Genomic DNA, 21,303 nt, shown 5'->3' with positions numbered 1-21,303 from the left:
CCTCCTATTTTTTTAAATTATTTAATTTATTAGCTAAATCTTCTATTGATGTAACTTTACCTACATTTATACCTTTTTTATTTAATTTTTCAACAAAGGATAAAAGTTTTGTTGGAATTAAATTATTATTAATTAATAAATCATTATCACTTAAGATATCATATGTATTTCCATCTTTTATTATTTTTTTGTCTTTAACAAAAATTGTTCTATTTGTTCATTTTAAAGCATTGTCTAAATCGTGAGTTACTATAATTATAGTTATATTATTTTCTTTATGAAGTTTATGAAATAAAGAAAGCATATCTTCAACACCTTGTGGATCAAGTCCAGCAGTTGGTTCGTCTAAAACTAAAAATCTAGGTTCCATTGCTAAAATACCTGCTAAGGCAACTCTTCTTTTTTGACCACCTGATAAATTAAAGGGGCTTCTTTTTAAATAATCTACTGGTAAACCTACCATTTCAATATATTTTAAAGCTAGTTCTTTAGCTTTTTCTTTTTTTATTCCCATTGATATAGGGCCAAAAATTATATCTTTTTCAATAGTTGCTTCAAAAAGTTGATATTCTGCAAATTGAAAAACAACACCTACATTTTTTCTTAATGCTTTTACGTTTTTAATCTTTTTAATTGTTTTAGATAAAGATATATCAGTTGTTACTAATTCAACTCTATCTTTTCTATTCATTTTTTTATACTCTTCAAGTTTATTTTGAAATTCTTGAAAAGCTTGATGGTATTCTTCTGGATCTTTAAAATCTTTTGAATTAGGTTTTTTTGGTTTTTTTAATTTTGTTATTAAAGGTACATCTTTAAATTCTACTGAACCACTTGAGGGGTTTAATAAAGCATTAAAATGTTCAATTAATGTTGTTTTACCTGAACCGGTAGGTCCAATAATAGAAATTGCTTCGCCTTCATTTATAGTTAATGAAACATCATCTAAAACTCTTATATATGTAGGTAAACCTTTATCATATTCTTTAATTATATTATTTACTTTAATTTGCATAATTCTTCTATTAGTTTCCCTTCATCATAAGTTGGGGTTATTCCATTTACTAATTCACTTAGTTTATAAACAAAAGGTGAATCGATTTTAGCTATTTCTATTATTTCTTTATTATTTAATATTTCAATTGGTTTTCCTTGTGCTATAACTTTTCCACCTGAAAAAACTATAAGCTTATCAGCTAATAAGGCTTCGTCCATATCATGTGTAATTGAAATTAATGTTTTATTAGTTTCTTTATGTAATTTATGAATTATTGAATAAATATCTGAACGACCTTTTGGATCTAGCATAGAAGTTATTTCATCAAAAATAATAATTTTAGGATCTAATGCTAAAGTTGAAGCTATAGCAACTCTTTGCTTTTGCCCACCTGATAAATTTTGAGGTTCTCTATCTAAATGATCAAACATGCCAACTTCTTTTGCAAATTTATAAACTATTTCTTGCATTTCTTCTCTAGACATTTGTTTATTTTCTAAACCAAAAGCTATGTCATCTTCAACAGTAGAGCCAATAAATTGATTATCTGGGTTTTGAAAAACTATTCCTATTTTTTTTCTTATTTCAGGTAAGTTTTCTGAATTAATTTCTAAACCATCTATTATTATTTTTCCACTTGTAGCTTTATAAATAGCTGAAATAAGTTTTGAAAATGTACTTTTTCCAGAACCATTGTGACCTAAAATGGCAATATACTGCCCTTCTTCTATATTTAAATTAATTCCTTTTAAAGCAGGCTCTTTTGCACCTGGATATTTATATACTAATTTTTTAATTTCAATCATAGTTCTTTAATTATATTATAAATTTAATTTCATAATTAAATGTCTAAAAATTTGTGCAATTTTTTTAGCTTTTTTAAACTAACAAAAAACTTAAAAAACCACAAAAAGTATCTTAAATTAAGCATAAAAACTGTGAATTTACAAGAAAAATATCTTAATTTAAATAAATCATTGTTTTTTTTTTTGCATTACAATATACAAATAAACAAGAATTTATGAAAGGATATTTTTAAATTATGCCTAAAGATAAATTAAAAATAGCAACCGCAGTTGTAGGTGCTATCGCTGCAGCAACTACTGTTGCTACAATCGGCGTATTATTTTATCAACCAACAAAAAATGCACAAAATAACGATTTTGATACATTATTAAGTAAGGCTAAACGTTTAGAAGAAAGCGACGGATTAGCAAAAGTTTCTGAAGTTCCTGAATATGCAGAAATTAAATCTAATTTTTCAGAAAAAGTTAATAAATATGAATCAGAAAAAAATGCTATAAATAAAGATGCTTCAAAAAGAGCCAAAGCCAAAAAAGATTTAACAGATTCATTAGTTCAATTAAACAGTGATTTAAAAGCTAAAATAGAAGATGAAAAAGCAATTTCAAATGCTTATTTAAATTCACCTTTAGTTTGAGAAAACTGAAAAACCACAGTTAAATCAGCTTTAGATGATTATGAAGACAAAGATTTAAATGATAATGATGAAGCACTTAATATGTTAAGTGATTTAATTTCATACAACCGCTTTATGTATAATGAATTAAAAAAACAACTTGATTCAGATTTAACAGAGGCAAAATCTGCAGTTAATGTTTTAAGCGATGAAGGTGATAATGCTACTGCTAAAAATGATTTAAGTGATAAAATTGCAGCAGCTGAAGATAATGACATTATCTCAATACCGGAAAGATTAAACGATTTATCAAATTCATTAAAAAATGCTAAAGATATAATTTTAAGAACAGATATTCCAACAATAAAAGAAGAAATTACAAAAGCTTTAGAAAACAGCAAAATGCTATTAAATAACCAAGGATTAAACGATACACCAGAAAAAGCAGACTTACAGGCTGCAATAAATGAATTAGAAACCTTAAATTCAAACAGCAATGATGCATTAGCTTTATTTAATAAATTACAAGATTTAAATGAAAAAACTACAAAAGCTCAAGAAATTTTAGAAGGCAAAAATGCAACTATTGCAAAAGCTGAATTAGTTAAAACTATTGCTAAAGCTGATGAAATTATATCTTCTATTACTGATATCGAAGCCAAGGCCGCTTTAGCCTCAACTATAAACAAATCAAAAATAATAAACGAAGATAAAACTAGTACTTCAAATGAAGCATCAGAATCTAATACAAAATTAGCAAATGCTATTAGAGATGCTATAATCAAAACCAACACAAAACTTGGCAGTGACAAATTTGTGAAATTAACAAATGATGTAAATGCAGCAAGAGAATTATTAAAAAGCATTGAAAATATTGCCGATTTAAAACCACAAAAAGATGTTTTAGAAGCTTTATTATTAAAAACTTCTCCTTATGTGGAAGGGGAAACATTGTTAGCTTCAACAGCTGACCTAGACAATCAATTAGCTGAAATTGACAAAACATTAAAAGCAAATGATGCGGTTGTAAGTCAATATTTTGGTACTCATATAAATGAAAAATATGATACTACCTTAAAATCTGCCAAAGAACTGTTAAGTGATATATCAAACATTCCAGAATTAGGTAAAGCTAAAGCAGCTTTAGAAAAAGCTATTTTAGACAACGCAAAAAAGGAAACTGACCAAAGAGAAGAATTATTAAATAAAGACACTGCATTGAATGAAGCAGTTAATAATGCAAAAAAATCAATAGAAATTAATAAAAAACAAAAAGAATTAAAAGTTTTAATTGAAAAAAGTGAAATATTAAAAAATAATTTAACTAAATTTAATGTTGATAAAGGAAATTTGGAAAATAAAATAAACGATGCAAAAATGCAAAAAGATTCAACTTCTTTAGATACATTGAAAGACAAGATTAAAACATTAAAAGAAGTATATAATGATAGAAGTAGTGTTTTAGAACCTGTTAGAAAAGAAAACATTAAAGAAAAAATAAAAGCTTTATTGACAAAATCTGATGTTTTATTGTCAGATAATTCTTTAGACGGTGTAATAAGAAGAAGATTATTGTCTTACAAATCAGATAATGCGTTAGCATCAGAATTAAGTGCAGATCAATTAGAAAATTTAGCAAATAAAATAGAAAATGATAATTCAAATGCAGAAAAAAATATCTATACAAAAAAATATAATAGCAGTCGTCAGGGATTGGAAGATATTAATCTTAGATTAAAAGTTGATCTTAATACTATAAGTATGTTAGGAAAACTACAAAAAGAAATTGATGCAACTTTAAAACAAAATATAATAAACGAAGAAAGCAATGCTGAGCAAATTAAGAATGCTTCTTTAGCATTAGAAACAAAATTAAATCAATCACTTCAAAAAGAAAAAGGCGAATGATTAAATGCATATGGTGTATTAAAAAACAGGGCTGTAGCATTGAAAGAATCTATTCCAACAGATGGACCCCATAATCTAATAAGAAGTAGCTTCGAAAGAAAAATTCAAAGTTCTAATGTTACTGCTAACAGTAGTTTAGATCAAATTAAAATGCATATAGATCCTTAAATTCTGAAACCAATAGAATCGATTCTTTAGAAAAAAGAACTTTAAAGAGCGAAATTCAAGAATTAGCAAAAGACAAAACTCAAGTAGAATCTTTTTTAAGAAGTTCTAATCTAGAAAATGATGCAAGAGATTTTAAAAGAATATTAGATGATAACAAAACTATTTCTGATTCAGATGGTGTTTCGTCATTAGTTGTCAAGAGAACAAATATTAAAAATGCAATAGATAATTATTCAAATAAACTAGAAACCAATAATAAAAAAATTGTTTCTGAATTAAAATCTTGAGCTGAAGGATTTTTAAATAAAGAATTAAATTCTATTCCTAATTTCTTTAATAAATTGAGTGCTGATTTAAAAAGAGATATTCCTAAAGATGTAAATTCTTTAAATAGTGATCAATTGAGAGATTATCGTAATAAATTAGCAACTAAAAAATCAGATTACCCTGCATTAGTTGAATCTATAAAGAATGAAAAAAGAAATTATGACAACGCAAAAGAAAATGCAGAAAATGTTTATGGTGTTTTAGCTAGAGATAATCAGTCAGATTTTTCTAGAATAAATAATGAATCAATAACTAAAGGTAGAGAGAGTTATCAAAATTATTTAAAAACTAATAGAATTTCAGATTTACAAAATTTAGTTTCAAATTATAATAAAGCAGCAAGTATTTACAATTCTATAATAGAAGAACAAAGAGATTCTATTAGAGCAACATTAAATAAAATAGACATGCATAATAAAGAAATAGCTTCTTTCATCAATTCAGGAAAAGATAAAAATAAAGCTACCTTAGATTCCGATGCTATAAAACAATTGCAAGCTTTAAAAGTTGAATTTGACAAACAAAATAAAGAAAATAGTGTTTCAAGAGAACTAACACAAGATAAATTAACTACAAAACAACTGAGAGATAAAGCCAAAGAAATTTCGGATTTTGAAAAAACTTATACATCTAAACTAAATGATATATTTGAAAAAAATAAATTAAGAAATAATAAAATAAAAGACTATGAAAAAGCAAAGACAGAATTATTTGGTTTAATGTTTAAAAATGCAAATAATTTACAAAGTGGACCTACCGATAAAAAAGCTTATGATGCTTTATCAGGGGGTAAAGATTCGTTAAATGCAAGTTCTCAACCTTCTCTAATAAGTCAAACATTAAACACTTTAAAATCTATTATTGCCGAGTACAAAACCATAACAGATAAATCAAGAGAAGAGATTAACTTAAGATATCAAGATTGATTAGACAGAGACGCTCCTTTCTTTGAAAATCGTGTTAACTATGCTATAAGTGAAGCAAAACAATGAGCAAATAATAAATCTAACAATGTTCTAGTAAACTATAAAACAAATCTACAAGATTTAAATAGAGTAACCGATTTAGCCATTGTAAAATATAGAGAAATGCTAAAACAAAAATCAAACTTAATGGCCATGATAATTGCTAGAGAAATGCAAAATGTAATAGAAACATTTTATACAGACTGGCAAGCATTTGGTAGAGATAATTTTAGAGCAAATGGCTCATGGCATTCTACAAAAAGACAAAGACTTATTGATTATGTAAACATTTTCTATAATCATTCTTCTTGAGGACCAGAAAAAAACGTAGCTTATTACACTAAAAAATTTAGTCCTAATGAAAATGATAGATTTATAAAAAGTGATAATTTTTGGGCATCTGATGAGGGAGAAGCATATAAAAATCAATTCGATCACCAAGACGACCAACCATTATTTAATGTAATGGATAGATTATGAAATCTAGATGGTTATGTAACTATCACTAAAACTTTATTGAATGACTTGATAAAATTATGAGATAAAGTTAAAAACTTTAAACCACAAGATAACAACAAAAATAAATATAGTTCATATGCATTTATGGGAACTGGTTTAAAAACAGGTTTAAACAATTTCTTTAGATGATATTTACAAACTCCTGAATTAATAGACGGACCACGCAGAATGTTTACTCCTAAAGGTCTTGTTAGATTCCACGACGACGTTACTTCAAAACTTTAATCGCAAAAACACTGGGCAAACCAGTGTTTTTTATATAATTTTGAAAATTTGTATTAAAATTAATAAGTTAGCAACTTTTAGGAGTAATTATGAGAAGAAACAATTTTAAACTAGCAGTTAGTTTTTTAGCTGCAGCAACAATTGCTATAACAGCAGGAACAATTGCAGTTGTAGTTACAAGACAGCAAGATAATACAAATGTAAATCAAAATTTTAATGCAGAATTATCACGTTATGAAAATTTGTTAAAAAGAGAAAGTATGGCAAAAATCTTAGATTCTGCTGAATATTCAAACATAAAAGATGCATATGCACAAAAATTAATGGATATTAAAGCAAAATCTAAAGAAACAAAACCAGATTATTTATTTTTACAAGCAGAACTTAAAAAAGAAAATGCTACATTTGAAGCTCTATTAAGAGAAAAATTAGAAATTGAAAAAGAAGCAATTAAAAAACTACAAGATAATAGTTTAGTTTTAAAACCATACAAAGACACTATAAAAAATCTTTTAGAAAAAGAAAGTGAACCACAAGAAGATAATTTAGAAGAAGTTGTTGATTATTTAAGTGATTTTGTTAATGTAGGTAACTATACTGTAGAATCAATTAATGATAGTTATTTAAGTTATATTAATTCAGCTGAAGCTTATTTAAAAGCTATGAAATCAAATTCTTCACTAGCTAATATTAAAGCTGAATTAACTAAAAAAATAGCAGATGCAAAAACATTTACAAGATTAAATGTTGCCGATAAATATTTAGCATTAGAAAATACACTAAATGAAGCTAAAAAACAAAATGATGCTGCAGTAGTTGAAAGTAATAATAATTAAAAGAGAGAATTTATTAAATTCTAAACTAGGATAAAAATTTATAGACACATTCCATTTAAAAGAAAGGAATGTGTTTTTTTATGTCAAGAAAACAGTTTACAGCAGAACAAAAACTAAAATATATAAAAATTTTAATTGAAAAAGATTTAGAAATGGCGATGATTACTTTTGTTGAAGATTTCTGAGAAGAAAGATATAAAGAAAATTATTTAAAATACAAGAATAAAAGAAACCCATTTAAATATGCCAAAATGCTAATTACAGATTGATACAACTTGTATAATTTAGATATGGAATTACTCAAATCTAAAACGGGAATTGCTCCAAAAAAAGGTAAATCAGGTCGAAAAAGAAAAATAAGCATAAATGACTTAAATGAATATGAAAGACAATTTTATCAAGATGTCTTAGAAGAAATATTAGAAGAGCATGGGATAACAAATTCAGATATAATTGAGAAAGTTAAGAAAAGAAAAGACGAAAAAAATATTAAAAACTGCAGAATGAAAATTCTAGCAGAAATCTTTGATATAAACAGAACTTCTATTTACTCTAACTATCTTAAAAAACAAAAAAAAGATTCTAAAGAAAAATATATTAAACAAGAAATTATTGATTGGATTTTAGCAGAAGCTGAAAAATCAGGATTAGTTATAGGTAGGGACAAACTCTATTATAAATATATAAGATCAACAAAAAAATATGTTTCTTCATATGTTTTTAGAATAAATTATGAAAAAAGTCAATATAAATCTTTGTCATATGTGCGTTCAAACAAATCAAGACCACCGAAAGAAGCTAAATACGATAAAATATGAACTGATGACTTTTTAAAAGGAGATTTTTCATCATCTTTTTTCGCTCAAACAATTCCTGCGGATATTAAATATGTAAGAGTCAAAGAACAATGATACTACTTACATGTTTTAACTGAAACATTTTCAAATTCAATTTTAAACTGAACATTGTCAAAAGAAAGAACCGCTGATTCAACTATTAAATTATTAGATGAAACCATTAAGAAATTTAAAATAAAACCTCAAATTTTTCATAGCGACCATGGTATAGAGTATGCAAATAATAAATTTAGGGACTTTTTAAAAATCAACAACATTAAACAATCTATGTCACCAAAAGGGAATTCATTAGCTAATAGACCTTCGGAATATTTGTTTTCAATTTTTCAAAGAGAATTATTCAATTTTTACGATACCAGTAAAATGAATTTATTAAATGTGTATAATATAGTTAACAAATTTGTGGTTTGATATAACTTAGATAGGCCACAATCGAATATGGAATATAAAACGCCATATGCTGTTAATCAACATATAGCGTTTTGTGTCTAAATTTTTTATCCTAATATAGAATTTATTAAATTCCCTCTTTTTTTTAACTTATTTTTGTTTAGCAGATTCTGCTTCTATTATTTCTAAAGCTTTATCAAAGACTTGTTCTTCTGTTAAATTATTTGTATCAATTATAATGTAGTTTAAATTAAATCTTTGAGCTATTTCTTTAAATATTTTTAAATAGTTAGCATGTAAGTTTTTAAAATATTCGTAGTTTTCATCTCAGTTATCAACTTCTGTTTCTCTACCTCTTTCAAAAATTCTCTTTTTAAAGGTATCAAAGCTGATATCTAAATAAATAGCTAAATTTGGTAATTCCTCTGAAGTTACTAATTTTTCAAATAAAGCGTCATATGCTTCTAAATATTTTTCACTTTTTTCTAATAATATTAATTTAGCAAAAATGTAGTGTTCAAGTGAAAAACGATCTAAAAATACGTGATCTTTAGCATAGTTAAGATTTGCTTCATGATATTTGTCCATTATTTCAGCAAATTTTGCTGAGTGATTTTCTGCTATATATGTTTGAAAACCTATTGTTAAGTTTGGTTTCTTTTCATATAGTCATTTTAAAAATGTGTTAAAAACTTCATCATCTTCATCAAATTCGTGTAGCATAAATGATGATTTGTAATGTTTGTGTAATTTTTCAGCTAAAGAACTTTTTCCAGCTGCTATCATACCACTAATACCGATTACCATTATCTCTCCTTAAAATTTAGTTATTATGTTTATATTTTAACCAAAATAATAAGGCAATTTTTTAATATTTTTATATTTTAGAAAATAAAAAACAACTCAAAAAAGTTGTTTTAGTTATTTAATAAATTTTCTATTTTTTTAAAAATAATTTCATTAAATATGCTACTGCTTAATGCCTTGGCTTTTAACAAATTTAACATTAATGAAATTATAGTCATTGGCCCAACTCCACCGGGAACCGGGGTTATATATGAAGCTTTTTTATAAAATTCATCAAAATCTAAATCCCCGACTATTTTATTATTTTCTAATCTATGAATTCCAACGTCTACTATTATTGCGTTTTCTTTTATTTGATTTGCTAATATGCAGTTTCTTTGTCCTGTTGCTACTATAACTATTTCACATTTATCTAAATTATTTTTTGATGTGTTTTTAGTATATCTATAAATTGTATTGTCTAGATTTTCTAAATAGTTAGCTAAAGGATAACCAACTATCTTGCTTTGTCCTAATACTGCTATTGATTTGTTTTTTAATTTTATTTTATATTTATTTAATAATAAAATAATTCCATTAGGTGTAGCTGATAAATAATGTGATTCATTGCTATTTTTAAAATGGTTTTTCTCATTTAAACCATCGATATCTTTAAGTGGATCAATTAAATTTAATAAAGCTTGTGGATCTTTAATTTGATTACTTTGCATTGGAAGTTGAATAATAAAACCATCTGTTATTTTATTAAGTTTTAAAATTTCATCTTTTATTGTTTTTTCATCTGCATTTTCTTGTAATTTTATAAATTCAGTTTTAAAACCTAGTTCTGAAGCCATTTTTAATTTATATTTTATATAAATATTTGATTCTTCTAAATTTCCAACTTGTAATATACCTAAAACAGGCATATCATCATATGCCTGTTCAGATAAAATTATTTTTATTTTTTCTTTCAGTTCTTTTGAATATTGTTTGCCATCTAATAAAATAGTCATCTTAGTTCTTTCTAAAAGAACCTTCTTTGCTTTGAACAATAACTGATGTTGTATCACTTAATGATTTAGCATAGTCAATGGCTTCTTTTTGTGTTTTAACAACTCTTAATGCTTTTTTACCTTTTGGGTTTTTTACAGCTCATCCATCTGGATGATTAACAACGTATCTAACTGGCATAATAGCTCCTTAAATATATTTTTATAGTATAAGTAATTTACTTATTACTATTATTTTATATAATTTACCCTAATTTTAAACAATTTTTATATTTTTTTATTATCAAGGTTATAAGAAAATTAAGCTTTGATTTTATTAAAAGCAAACAAAAAGACGCATTTTTATTTGCGTCTTTTTGATATGGTGGAGATGCGGGGAGTCGAACCCCGGTCCACATACCCTTTTTATTATGCGTCTACAGTTTATTCATTTTTAGTTTTAAGAATCTAGATATATAAAATAACAAACTCAAAATAGATTCTTTAGGTTAAGATTTTCAAAGCAATAACAACCTAAAGTTATTTGCATCTAGCTCTCCGACGGATGATTGTAAACCGAGCTATTTACAGTCCGCAACTCGCTAAAATTAGTATGCGTAGTTGTATTGTGCTCTTGACATCATAAAGTTTGAGTCTAAAGCGATTTCATTGTTTTCTTCTGCATTTAAAGAAGCCTAGTAGCAATTATAGTCTGCCACACTACTGCAACATAATAAATTAGATATCTGTCAAAACCAGTACACCCCCTAGTATACAATTTTTAAATTACGTTTTATTTCTTCTTGTTTAATTTTTTCTCTTTTGTCATATTTACGTAATTTTTTAGCCAAGGCAATTTCTAATTTTATATGATTATTTAATCAATAAATTTGTAATGGAATAATTATTAGTCCTAAACTATCAGCTTTGTTTTTTAATCTTAATATTTCATATTTATGCATTAAAAGTTTTCTTGACCGATCGTTTTGTCCTTTTACAAGCATGTATTGAGAAATATATAAATTATTTAATCATAATTCATTTTTATTACTTATAGAACAAAAAGCATTTTCTAGTTTTGCATTCTTTGCTCTTAAACTTTTTACTTCTCAACCTAATAATGAAATTCCAACTTGATATGTGCTATGGATTTCATAATCAGACTTAGCAAATTTATTAATTATTATTGTCTTAGGCATAATTTAAATTATAATAAAAAACTAGTTTTTTAAACTAGTTTTAGATTATTTTGCAACAACAGCATTTATATTACCTTTATCATTTTCTATAGAGGTAATTTTTATTTTATATTTATTGCCTACTTTAAAGTAATTGTTTTGTCCTTTTGCTTCAAAGTCTGAAATTTTTAAAGTTCCATCTTCAAAATTTTCAAATCTAATTAAAACACTTGCTTGGTATTCTTCAATATTAAAAAATAAACCAAATTTTTGTATTGATACTAATGGGGCTAAAAATTCTTTATTTATTAAATTTTCAAAAAATTGAGCTTTTCTTATATCAACTATATCTCTTTCAATAGTCATAGCTTCTTTTTCAGATTCTGAATTTAGTTGAGCAATATGTTCTATTTTAGATTCTAAAGCTTCATATTCTTCATTTTTGAATTCTTTATTAGTTAATAAATACTTTTTAATTAATCTATGTAAAAGTAAGTCAGGATATCTTCTAATAGGACTTGTAAAATGAGAATAAGCTTTTGAAGCTAAACCAAAGTGGCCTATATTTTTAGCTGAGTATTTTGCTTTTTGCATTGTTTGAAGTAAAGTCATTTTTACAAAATCATCAAAGTTTTGTTCTTTAATTTTAGCTACTACTTTAGCAAATGAAAGTGGTTCATTGTCTAAAGGAACTGTGCAACCTTTTAAGTTTAAATAGTTTAAAAAAGTTTGTAAATTTTGTAATTTTTCTAAGCTAGGGCAATCATGAATTCTATAAATAGATGGAATTTGTTTTTCTTGCATTTTTTCAGCTACAACTTCGTTTGCTCTAACCATAAAATCTTCAATCATTTTTTCAGATATTCCATCTTCACTGATTTTAATATCTACGACTTTATTGCCTTCCATTATTACTTTAGATTCTTTTATTTCAAAATCAACATAACCTTCAGCTATTTTTTTATCTCTTATTAATTTAGTTAAAGATAAAGCACAATTTAACATATCTGAAATTCCTTTATTTAAAGAGAATTCCTTATTTTCAAATAGTTCATTTACTTGTTTATAAGTTAATCTTGCATCAGATTTAATAATTGAAGGATATATTTCAGAACTTATATTATTTCCTTTATTATCAATTTCTAATTCTAAAGTTAAACATGCTCTATTTACATTAGGATTTAATGAACAAATTCCGTTTGATAAACTAAATGGAAGCATAGGAATAACTCTATCAGGTAAATATATACTTGTACCTCTTTTTAGAGCTTCTAAATCAATTGCTGAGCCTTCTTTTACATAATATGAAACATCAGCTATGTGAATATATAATTTATAGTTATTATTTTCTAATTTAAAACAAGAAATGGCGTCGTCAAAATCTTTTGTATCTAATCCATCGATTGTTACAGTTAGTATATTTGTTAAATCTTTTCTATTTTCAAAATCCTCTTTTTGTATTTCTAAAGGCATATTCTTTGCTTCTATTAATACTTCTTCGGGAAAATCACTTTGTACATCGTTTGAGCTTAAAATATTTTTTATAGGCAACTCTTTATCATCTATTTTGGTTAAAAAATGAGAAAATTCTATAATAACAAATTTACTATTTGGTTCTTTTATATTAAATACTAATATATCTTTTTCTGTAAAATTTTCTAGAGTTTTAAAATCAGATATTATTCTATAATCAGCTGCATCTCTAGAATCGTATGCTTTAAAAAAGAAAATATTTTTATTTTTAGAAATTGTTCCAGATACTATTTGTTTTTTATGTTCAATAATCTTTTTTAAATTCGCTTTATATAAAGTTTCATTAGTTTTAGATAAATAACAAAAAATATCAGCTTCTACAATATCTTCATTCAAAGCTGCTTTTAATTGAAAAGGTGCTAAAAAAGCACTTTTTGGATTTTCTGTATCTTCATCAAAATCAATAAAACCTAATCTTTTAGGTGTTATTGATATTTTGGTTTGAAGTGTTTGAAGAAATTCTAATGCATAATATTCTTCATCTTTTGTGCTATCAATTTTATTTTGACTGCTTAAGTCTCTTAAAGTTTTTGAAACATCTTTGTTTAAAAAACCTGGAATTTTTAAAGTTTTAACTATATCAAGAAATTTCTTGTATGGGTTTTTTTGAATAAATTCAAGAATTTCAGCTTCATTTACAACTCTTTTATTTATTTTACTGTCTCTTAATTTGCTTTTGTTTTGATACATTTAACCCACCTGAATAACTACTCTTAAAGTAATTGAAAAAATAAATAACAATAAACCTAAACTTATCATTGACCATTTTAAGACTTTTTTAATTCCTCTTTCTTTAGAAACTTTAAATAAGTCAAGGTCATTACTTCCTACTAAAGCACCACTGAAACTGTTTGAATCTGGAGCCATCATAAATGAAATAAATATGATTGCTAGTGATACTATCATTAAAATTGTTATTAAAGCTATTGCTGCTGCATTCATATATTATTCCTTTGTTTTTAATTTTAATCCATATTCTTCTAATTGTTCAGTTGTAACAGTTGAAGGAGCTGAAGTTAATAAATCAGTTCCTTTTGCATTTTTAGGAAATGCTATAACGTCTCTTATAGACATTGATTCAGTTAAAATCATCATTATTCTTTCAATTCCAAAAGCTACACCATTGTGAGGAGGTAAACCATAGTTAAATGATTTTAAAAAGAAACCAAAACGATCTTGTTGTTGTTTTTCTGAAATGTTTAATATATCAAACATCATTTTTTGAGTTTCTAGATCATGAATTCTAATTGAACCAGAACCTAATTCAAAACCATTTAAAACTAAGTCATATGATTTTGCTCTAACTTTTGCATATTCTTTAGTTTTTAAAAATTCTAAAGTGCTTTCTTCGAATTGTGTAAATGCGTGGTGTGCTGGTGCGTAGCTTTGAGTTTCTTTATCATATTCAAACATAGGTCAATTTACTATTCATAAAAAGTTTAATTGTTTTGGATTTGCTAATTGATATAACTCATTTAATAATGTTCTAATTGCACCTAATGATTTTAATGCGTCTTCATTATCATCATTTGCTGAAATAATTGCTAAGTAATTATCTTTATTTTCTAATTTACCATTTAATAATTTAGCAACTTCTGAATCACTTTCTTTTATATTTATAATTTCTAAAATTTGACCATTATTTTTTCTAAATGTTTCTTTAATGATTGCTTCATTTTCTTTTATGTCTCTATCAAATAAAACTACTTTTACATATTCTTTATTATATTTAGAAGCTAGTAAATCTGAATAATCATTAATTAAATATTCATATCTTGTATCTGGTTTATCATTTCCATAGTGTTCTAATGAATAGAAATAATCCATTCTTTTAAAAGGGGCTTCAATTTTAAAACCTAATTTGCCTAAAACTTCAACTCACATTCTTTCACATAGTTCAAATAAAACTTCTTGATTTGCAAAAGATAATTCGATATCTAATTGTGTAAATTCAGGTTGACGGTCTTTTCTTAAGTCTTCATCTCTAAAAACTCTAGCTATTTGGAAATATTTTTCAAATCCAGCAGCCATTAATAATTGTTTAAATAATTGAGGTGATTGAGGTAAAGCAAAGAAGCTTCCTTTTTTTCTTGTAGGAACTAAATAGTCTCTTGCACCTTCTGGAGTTGATTTTCCTAAAATAGGTGTTTCAATTTCACTAAATCCTTCTTTATCAAAAAAGTTTCTAATTAATAATAGTAATTTACTTCTTAGTTTAATATTTTCAGCAAGTTTTTGTCTTCTTAAATCTAAAAAACGATATTCTAATCTTAAATCTTCATTTCCATTGTTATCGTTTTTTTCATTAATTTCAAAAGGTATTTGTTTTGAAGAATTTAATATTTTATAATCATTAACTAATACTTCTATTTCACCTGTTTTAATTTGTGAATTAGCTTCATGTCTTTTTTTAACTACACCTTTTATTTCTATACAGCTTTCTTTTGTTAATAAAGGATCACTTACATTTTCAAAAACTAGTTGAACAATTCCACTTGAATCTCTTAAGTCAATAAAAGTTTGTTTTTTCATTTTTCTTTTATTAGCTATTCAACCATATAAATGAACTTCTTTATTTTCATAAGCAATAGATAAATCATTGTTATATATTTTTTTCATATTATTTCCTTTATTTATTTTTTAATATTTCAAATAAATTATTGATATTTTCATAGTTAATGATTTTTTTGAAATCTTCATTTTTTACTTTAATTTCATATTTTTTTGAATTTAGTTCTTTAAATAATAAATATTTAGGTTTATATTTAAAGTTGTTTTTAAATAATTGTTTAATAGAAACTTTTTCATTTAATAAAATAACTGAAAAATGTTTTCTTAATTCATATGCTAATTTAATTATTTCGCTAGCTTCATCTTCATTTAAAAAACCGATTAATATATCAGTTTGATTTGAAATTTCTGGATAGTTTGAAATATTATAATTAATTATTTCACTTAATCTATCAACTCCAAAAGCAAAGCCTATTGAATTCAAATCAGGTCCGCCAAAAGATTTGATCATTCCATCATATCTTCCACCACCTAAAATTGTTGATTGAGAACCTAAGGCCTCTGATGTTGAAACAAATTCAAATACAACATCATTATAATAATCAAGTCCTCTAACTAAATTAGGATTAATTTTATATTCAATATTAAATTCTTTTAAAAGTTTTGTTAAATGCTCAAAATCTTCTTTTTCTTCTTTTGATAAATAATCTAATAATTTAGGAGCATTTTTAACAAAATCTTTTTGTATTTCTTCTTTATCATCTAAGATTCTTAATACATTTTTTTCTAAACGGGTTAATGAAATCTCAGTTAACTCATTTTTATAGTTTAAAAAGTATTCTTTTAAAACTTTTATGTAATTATTTCTTGTTTCAAAAGAACCAAGATTATTTATTTCTAAAACAAAATCTTTTATTTTTATTTCATTTAAAAAATCATATGCTAATTTTATTATTTCAAAATTGCTGTATACGCTTTTTTTATCAATCAATTCAATTCCACCTTGAATAAATTGTCTAAAACGTCCTTTTTGTGGTCTTTCATAGCGAAACATTGGACCAAAATAATAAAGTTTAGTAGATTCAAAATTATTAATTTTATTTTCTACTAAAGCTCTTATAGCTGAAGCAGTTCCTTCTGGTCTTAAAGCAATAGTTCTTCCACCGTTATCTTTAAAAACATACATCTCTTTTGAAACGATATCACTAGTCTCACCGACTGTTCTTATAAATAAATTTACATCTTCTATTATTGGAGTATTAATGCTATTGAAGCCATAATTTTTGGCTACTTTTATAAATTTTGATTGAATAAAATCTAAAATATTAGCTTCTAAGCCATAAATATCTTTAGTTCCTTTTAATCTATTAAACATAAATACTCCTTAAATTTATATAGCAAAATCGTTTATTCCGCTAAATGTTTCTTCTTCTATTTCTTCTGTTTTTCAGTAGTTGTTTTCAATTCTTTTTGCTTTAATTTGATATTTTCTAATTACTAATTCATTTCAAATATATGGAATAAAGAATAAATTAATTAAGCTTAATGAAATAATTGCAAAACCAAATCCTAAAACGAATGCTGAATCTAAATGTCTTATTAAATTTAATTCAAGTCAAATAAATACAATTGCTAAAACAATGTTAAATACTTGTTGTCCAAAAGTTTCCGCAAAGTGAAGTTTAAATATTCCTTGTATAGTTTCGTTATTGTAAACAAAGTTTTTGTAAATCAATTCTTTTTTAAATTCATCATAAACTTTTGCAGCATGTAAAGTTGTATCAATAATGTTAATTAATGTAATGAAAATTAATACTGTTAAAATTGCATTATTAAATCTTGCTCTAGTTATTAACATAAATGTAACTGTTAATGCAACTAAGAAAAATTCTTTTATAAATAATATTCCAGCTGTTATTAGTGAATATCTTATAGCTAAATAAATTGAAATTATTAGTAATGATGATACAGAGATAATAACTGAAAAAGCTACGTTTACTAAAGAATCTTTTGATGAAATAAATACTTCATTTAAATTAAATAATACTGTGTTATCTTTTAATAATTTTTGTGCACTTAATAATAAATCATTATTTATAAAGTCAGCTAAGTTTTTATCTGAAACTATTCCAATTACATAATCATTATTAGCTAATGAATTTTGATAAATTTCAGCTGAAATTATATTAGGTTGTTTTTGAATTATTTCAAGAAGTTTTTTAGCTGTTTTTAAATCAAAAGTAATATTTGTATTTGCAAATTCAGGTGTTATTATATAGTAATTTGAATTAACAAATTCTTTTCCTAAATTAATTCCTAATTTTGGTGTTTTATAAACTCCTGTATAAATTCCAAATAAAACTAAACCTAGAACAATAAATAAACCAAAACCAATAAAGAAGTATTTAGATTTTGTTATTAAATCAATTTTTTCTATTATTGTTTTCTCAACTTTATTACCTTGTGAAATTACTTTTTGATTTTTTTCAATTTCTTCAAGTTGAGCTCAAGAACGTAACATTAATACATTTAAAACTACAGGGATTATAGCTAAAGACAATGCTAATATGAAATTAAGTATGCTTATTGTGTTTAAGTAATTTCTAGCTATAAAAATACCTAAACAAGATAAAACTATGATTCCTACAGATACGTCTAGACCTGAAATTAAGCCTTGTTTTGTTAATTTATTTATAGCTCTTATATTTGTTGCTTCATCTAATTTTTCTTTTCTATAAATGTTTAATTGGTTGTAAAGCATGTTTATAACAATAAATAAAGCTGCTAGGATTGCAAATGAAATAATAGGATTCATTGCTAAATTAAATGCAGTTATAATTGCTAGATAAACAAATACAAAGAAACCTAGAGTTATAGAACTTATTGCACCGAATAGACGATGTCTTGCAATTAAAAATAAAGCAAATAGTGAAAATAGAATTAATAAAACAACTAAATAACGGTTTTGATTACTATTTTCTGAAATAGTATAAAAACTGTTTTGTTTTTTAAATGTAAAATCAGCTTGTGAAAAATTAACAGCTGCTTTAATTTCTTTATCAGTTAAACCACTGGCATTATTATTTAAAATATAAAAAGCTGATTCAGATTTAATTGGTGATAATAAACCGATTGGTGAAATTGCACTAATTAAATATTTTCTTGCATTTATTCCTTCAAGTTTTAAAACTGGGTTTTTTGAAGAAATAACATTATTTTGATTATCTCTTTTTACTTCAGGATTTGCTGAGTTATTTATGTATGCAAAGTTAACAGGGTTTTGTCCTGAAGCTTCTCATTCTTTTGGAAATCTAGTTTTAGCTTCATGAATAAATTGTTTTAGATTAATTCAGAAGTAAACTTGATTTTGAGGATTTACTGAGCCATCATTTGAACGATTGAATAAATTTAAAAAGTTGTATTCATTAGACATCTTAATAAATTCATTTCATCCTTGATTATCAACTTTAATTTTGATTCTATGTGGAACTGCATTTAGTTCTATTGAATCAGTTGGTTTTTTATCCAAACTAATTTCAAAGTCTTTCGGATCACCATTAATAAAATCTTGTAAAGTTTTTTTTCTATTTGGTGAAGTTTCATTTTTTGAAATATAAAAACCTTTGTAAAATAAAGGATTTCCTTTTTCGTCAGTCAATGTTAGATAAGGTTTGTTTTCTAAACCGAAAACTAATCTATCACGACTTTCATCATCTCTATCTTGAAGACTTTTTAATAAAATAGTATTATCATTTGCTAAACTTACATCATATGATGAAGCAGTAGCGTCTGCTTTATTTAATAAAAAATCTTTTGTTAATTTTAGAATTCTATTGCTTGATAAATTTTTAGGATCTTTATTATCAATTTTTAAAGTTACATTAGCTGCAACTATTTTAGAATTATCTTTTTTAATTAGTCTAGGCGCTAAATAAAAAATTGAACCTAAAATAATTGTTAATAGCATAACAATAACAACAAAAATATTAATAAATCATCTAAATTTATTTCCTATTAGTTTTGTCTTTTTCATAATTTCTATATTATACAATAAATTATTAGATTAGGGCAATAATTACTAATATTAGTAATAAATAAAGATAATTAATATTGAATAGTTTCTAAATACTTTATACCTTCTTGAGTTATTTTTCTTCCTCTTTGAGTTTTTTCAATTAATTTATGAATTAATAAAAGTGGTTCAATTTCATTGATAATTGTATATCTATCATCTTTAATTATTGAACTTATAGCTTCTAAAGAAGCTGTCTTTTTATTGAATGTTAAATTCAAAGTTTTTAAATATTCTATTTGAGGTATATAAAGCCCATATAAATAAATATCTAAATACTTGAATGTTTCTTTTACTGTTTTTAAATTAATAATTTTTTCATTAGAATAAATTGCAAAATCATTAACTCTTTTTAATAAATTATTAGCAATTCTAGGCGTTTGTCTTGAATGTTTTGCTATAAAATTTATTGCTTGATTATCTATATTAATTTTGTTTCTTAAAGCTGATTTTTCAATAATTTTTTCTATTTCATTTTCTTCATATGGAAGCAATTTTCCAACATAACCAAACCTATCTTTTAAAGGTTTAGAAATGTTTTGAAATTTAGTTGTAGCACCTATTAAACTGAAGTTTTTTAGTTGCATTCTCATTATTTTTTTATCTCCATCAACTCCCAAAACAACATCAATAACTTTATCTTCTAAAGCTGAATATAACATCTCTTCTATATTTTTATTAATGCCATGAATTTCATCAATAAAAATAATGTCATTTTCATTAATTGAAGAAAATAAAGTGAGAATATCACTTTTTTTCTCTAACATAGGGCCTTGAACATAAATTATTTTTGCATTAGTTTCATTTGCAATTATTTTAGCTAAACTTGTTTTTCCTAGACCAGGAGGACCATAAAAAAGAATATGATCTACTGGCTTTTTTTGAGCTTTAGCAGCATTTATCATTACTTTTAATGTTGAAGTAATTTTATTTTGACCAATAAAATCTTCAAAATTATCAACTCTAAACTCTTGTTTCATTTGCTCTTTGACTAATTAATTTAATAGCTTCTTCTACTGATTGCTCAATGTTTTCAGATATTTGCATTTTAGACATAGCATAAGAAATTTGTTGATTTTTAAATCCTAACATTTTCATTGTTTCTTCAAATTTTGAAATTAATGAATTTTTTGTATTTTTTTCTTTTATTTTAGTCATATCTTCATTATCCATTTTTGCTAAAAACTTATTATATTTTTCTTTATAAGCAAAAATGATATTATTAGCGATTTTAGTTGAAACATAAGGTATATTAGCAAGCGCTTCGCTATTTCCTTCAGCTATATAATTTAATACTAATTCTCAGCCTGCATTTAAAATAGAAATAGCTGTTTTAGGCCCTAAACCTTGAAGCATAATTAAATCTTCAAAAATTACTAATTCTTTAAAGTTTTCAAAACCGTAAGTTACTTTATTATATTCATTAATAAAATTAGATATAAATATTTTTTTATTTTCATCTTTTTTAAATCTTTGAATATTAGGCACATAAATTAAGTCGCCTTGACCGTGGTGTTCTAAAATTAAATAATTTGTATTAACGTGTACAATTTTTCCATAAATATATATTTTCATTTTTTTACCTCACAATAATTTTTATAAATATCTTTTTTTATTAA

17 protein-coding genes and 1 other RNA gene are annotated in these 21,303 nt (G+C 24.7%); 4 read left to right on the top strand and 14 right to left on the bottom strand.

Annotated features, from left to right (window positions below; translation table 4 throughout):
• Nucleotides 1-4: 4 nt before the first annotated feature.
• Nucleotides 5-1,015 carry an ATP-binding cassette domain-containing protein gene (locus EGN60_RS02595; RefSeq protein WP_124724520.1) on the bottom strand — a complete coding sequence of 337 codons (1,011 nt, stop codon included), beginning with the start codon at nt 1,013-1,015 and terminating at the stop codon, nt 5-7.
• Complete coding sequence (locus EGN60_RS02590; protein WP_124724519.1) at nt 1,000-1,803, bottom strand: energy-coupling factor transporter ATPase; 804 nt, start codon at nt 1,801-1,803, stop codon at nt 1,000-1,002. Before EGN60_RS02590 ends, EGN60_RS02595 begins: the two co-directional genes overlap by 16 nt.
• A gap of 236 nt (nt 1,804-2,039) precedes the next feature.
• Between EGN60_RS02590 and EGN60_RS02585 the strand changes: the two genes are divergently transcribed.
• The 4 genes from EGN60_RS02585 to EGN60_RS02570 all read left to right on the top strand — a co-directional run bounded on the left by EGN60_RS02585 (nt 2,040) and on the right by EGN60_RS02570 (nt 8,714).
• The gene (locus EGN60_RS02585; protein ID WP_124724518.1) at nt 2,040-4,493 is read left to right on the top strand and encodes a hypothetical protein; all 2,454 of its coding nucleotides are present in this window, start codon (nt 2,040-2,042) and stop codon (nt 4,491-4,493) included.
• A 341-nt stretch (nt 4,494-4,834) separates the two neighbouring features.
• Nucleotides 4,835-6,529, top strand: coding sequence for a hypothetical protein (locus EGN60_RS02580; protein WP_124724517.1), 1,695 nt, complete (start codon nt 4,835-4,837; stop codon nt 6,527-6,529).
• 89 nt (nt 6,530-6,618) lie between these two features.
• On the top strand, nt 6,619-7,365 hold the full coding sequence (locus tag EGN60_RS02575; RefSeq protein ID WP_124724516.1) for a hypothetical protein: 747 nt from the start codon (nt 6,619-6,621) through the stop codon (nt 7,363-7,365).
• Nucleotides 7,366-7,445: 80 nt separating this feature from the next.
• The gene (locus EGN60_RS02570) at nt 7,446-8,714 is read left to right on the top strand and encodes a DDE-type integrase/transposase/recombinase (RefSeq protein WP_157977615.1); all 1,269 of its coding nucleotides are present in this window, start codon (nt 7,446-7,448) and stop codon (nt 8,712-8,714) included.
• Nucleotides 8,715-8,762: 48 nt separating this feature from the next.
• Here EGN60_RS02570 and EGN60_RS02565 read toward each other — a convergent pair whose 3' ends face one another.
• The 12 genes from EGN60_RS02565 to ruvA form a co-directional block, all read right to left on the bottom strand.
• A complete protein-coding gene (locus EGN60_RS02565) occupies nt 8,763-9,419 on the bottom strand; it encodes a deoxynucleoside kinase (RefSeq protein WP_124724514.1) in 657 nt (218 codons plus the stop codon).
• Between the two features lie 110 nt (nt 9,420-9,529).
• On the bottom strand, nt 9,530-10,414 hold the full coding sequence (locus EGN60_RS02560) for a bifunctional 5,10-methylenetetrahydrofolate dehydrogenase/5,10-methenyltetrahydrofolate cyclohydrolase (RefSeq protein ID WP_124724513.1): 885 nt from the start codon (nt 10,412-10,414) through the stop codon (nt 9,530-9,532).
• 1 nt (nt 10,415) lies between these two features.
• Nucleotides 10,416-10,592, bottom strand: a complete 177-nt coding sequence (locus tag EGN60_RS02555) for a DUF2188 domain-containing protein (protein WP_124724512.1) — start codon at nt 10,590-10,592, stop codon at nt 10,416-10,418.
• Nucleotides 10,593-10,773: 181 nt separating this feature from the next.
• Nucleotides 10,774-11,158, bottom strand: a transfer-messenger RNA (tmRNA) gene (gene ssrA / locus EGN60_RS02550).
• Nucleotides 11,158-11,589, bottom strand: coding sequence for an SsrA-binding protein SmpB (gene smpB, locus EGN60_RS02545; protein WP_140701213.1), 432 nt, complete (start codon nt 11,587-11,589; stop codon nt 11,158-11,160). The genes ssrA and smpB overlap by 1 nt, the downstream gene beginning before the upstream one ends.
• Before the next feature lie 45 nt (nt 11,590-11,634).
• Complete coding sequence (gene rnr / locus EGN60_RS02540; protein ID WP_124724511.1) at nt 11,635-13,791, bottom strand: ribonuclease R; 2,157 nt, start codon at nt 13,789-13,791, stop codon at nt 11,635-11,637.
• The gene (gene secG / locus EGN60_RS02535; protein ID WP_124724510.1) at nt 13,792-14,043 is read right to left on the bottom strand and encodes a preprotein translocase subunit SecG; all 252 of its coding nucleotides are present in this window, start codon (nt 14,041-14,043) and stop codon (nt 13,792-13,794) included.
• 3 nt (nt 14,044-14,046) lie between these two features.
• Entirely contained in the window at nt 14,047-15,720 is a 1,674-nt protein-coding gene (gene aspS, locus EGN60_RS02530; RefSeq protein ID WP_124724509.1) for an aspartate--tRNA ligase, read from the bottom strand.
• 10 nt (nt 15,721-15,730) lie between these two features.
• Nucleotides 15,731-16,987: a histidine--tRNA ligase gene (gene hisS, locus EGN60_RS02525; RefSeq protein WP_124724508.1), complete on the bottom strand. Its 1,257-nt coding sequence runs from the start codon at nt 16,985-16,987 to the stop codon at nt 15,731-15,733.
• A gap of 15 nt (nt 16,988-17,002) precedes the next feature.
• A complete protein-coding gene (secDF, locus tag EGN60_RS02520) occupies nt 17,003-19,645 on the bottom strand; it encodes a protein translocase subunit SecDF (RefSeq protein WP_124724507.1) in 2,643 nt (880 codons plus the stop codon).
• 71 nt (nt 19,646-19,716) lie between these two features.
• Nucleotides 19,717-20,664, bottom strand: a complete 948-nt coding sequence (ruvB, locus tag EGN60_RS02515) for a Holliday junction branch migration DNA helicase RuvB (RefSeq protein WP_124724506.1) — start codon at nt 20,662-20,664, stop codon at nt 19,717-19,719.
• The gene (ruvA, locus tag EGN60_RS02510) at nt 20,648-21,259 is read right to left on the bottom strand and encodes a Holliday junction branch migration protein RuvA (RefSeq protein WP_124724505.1); all 612 of its coding nucleotides are present in this window, start codon (nt 21,257-21,259) and stop codon (nt 20,648-20,650) included. Before ruvA ends, ruvB begins: the two co-directional genes overlap by 17 nt.
• Nucleotides 21,260-21,303 lie beyond the last annotated feature (44 nt).

Source organism: Mycoplasma struthionis (genome assembly GCF_003855455.1).
GTDB lineage: Bacteria > Bacillota_I > Bacilli_A > Mycoplasmatales > Metamycoplasmataceae > Metamycoplasma > Metamycoplasma struthionis.
The sequence above is the reverse complement of the archived record's forward strand: the minus strand, read 5'-3'. Positions and strand labels throughout refer to the sequence as shown.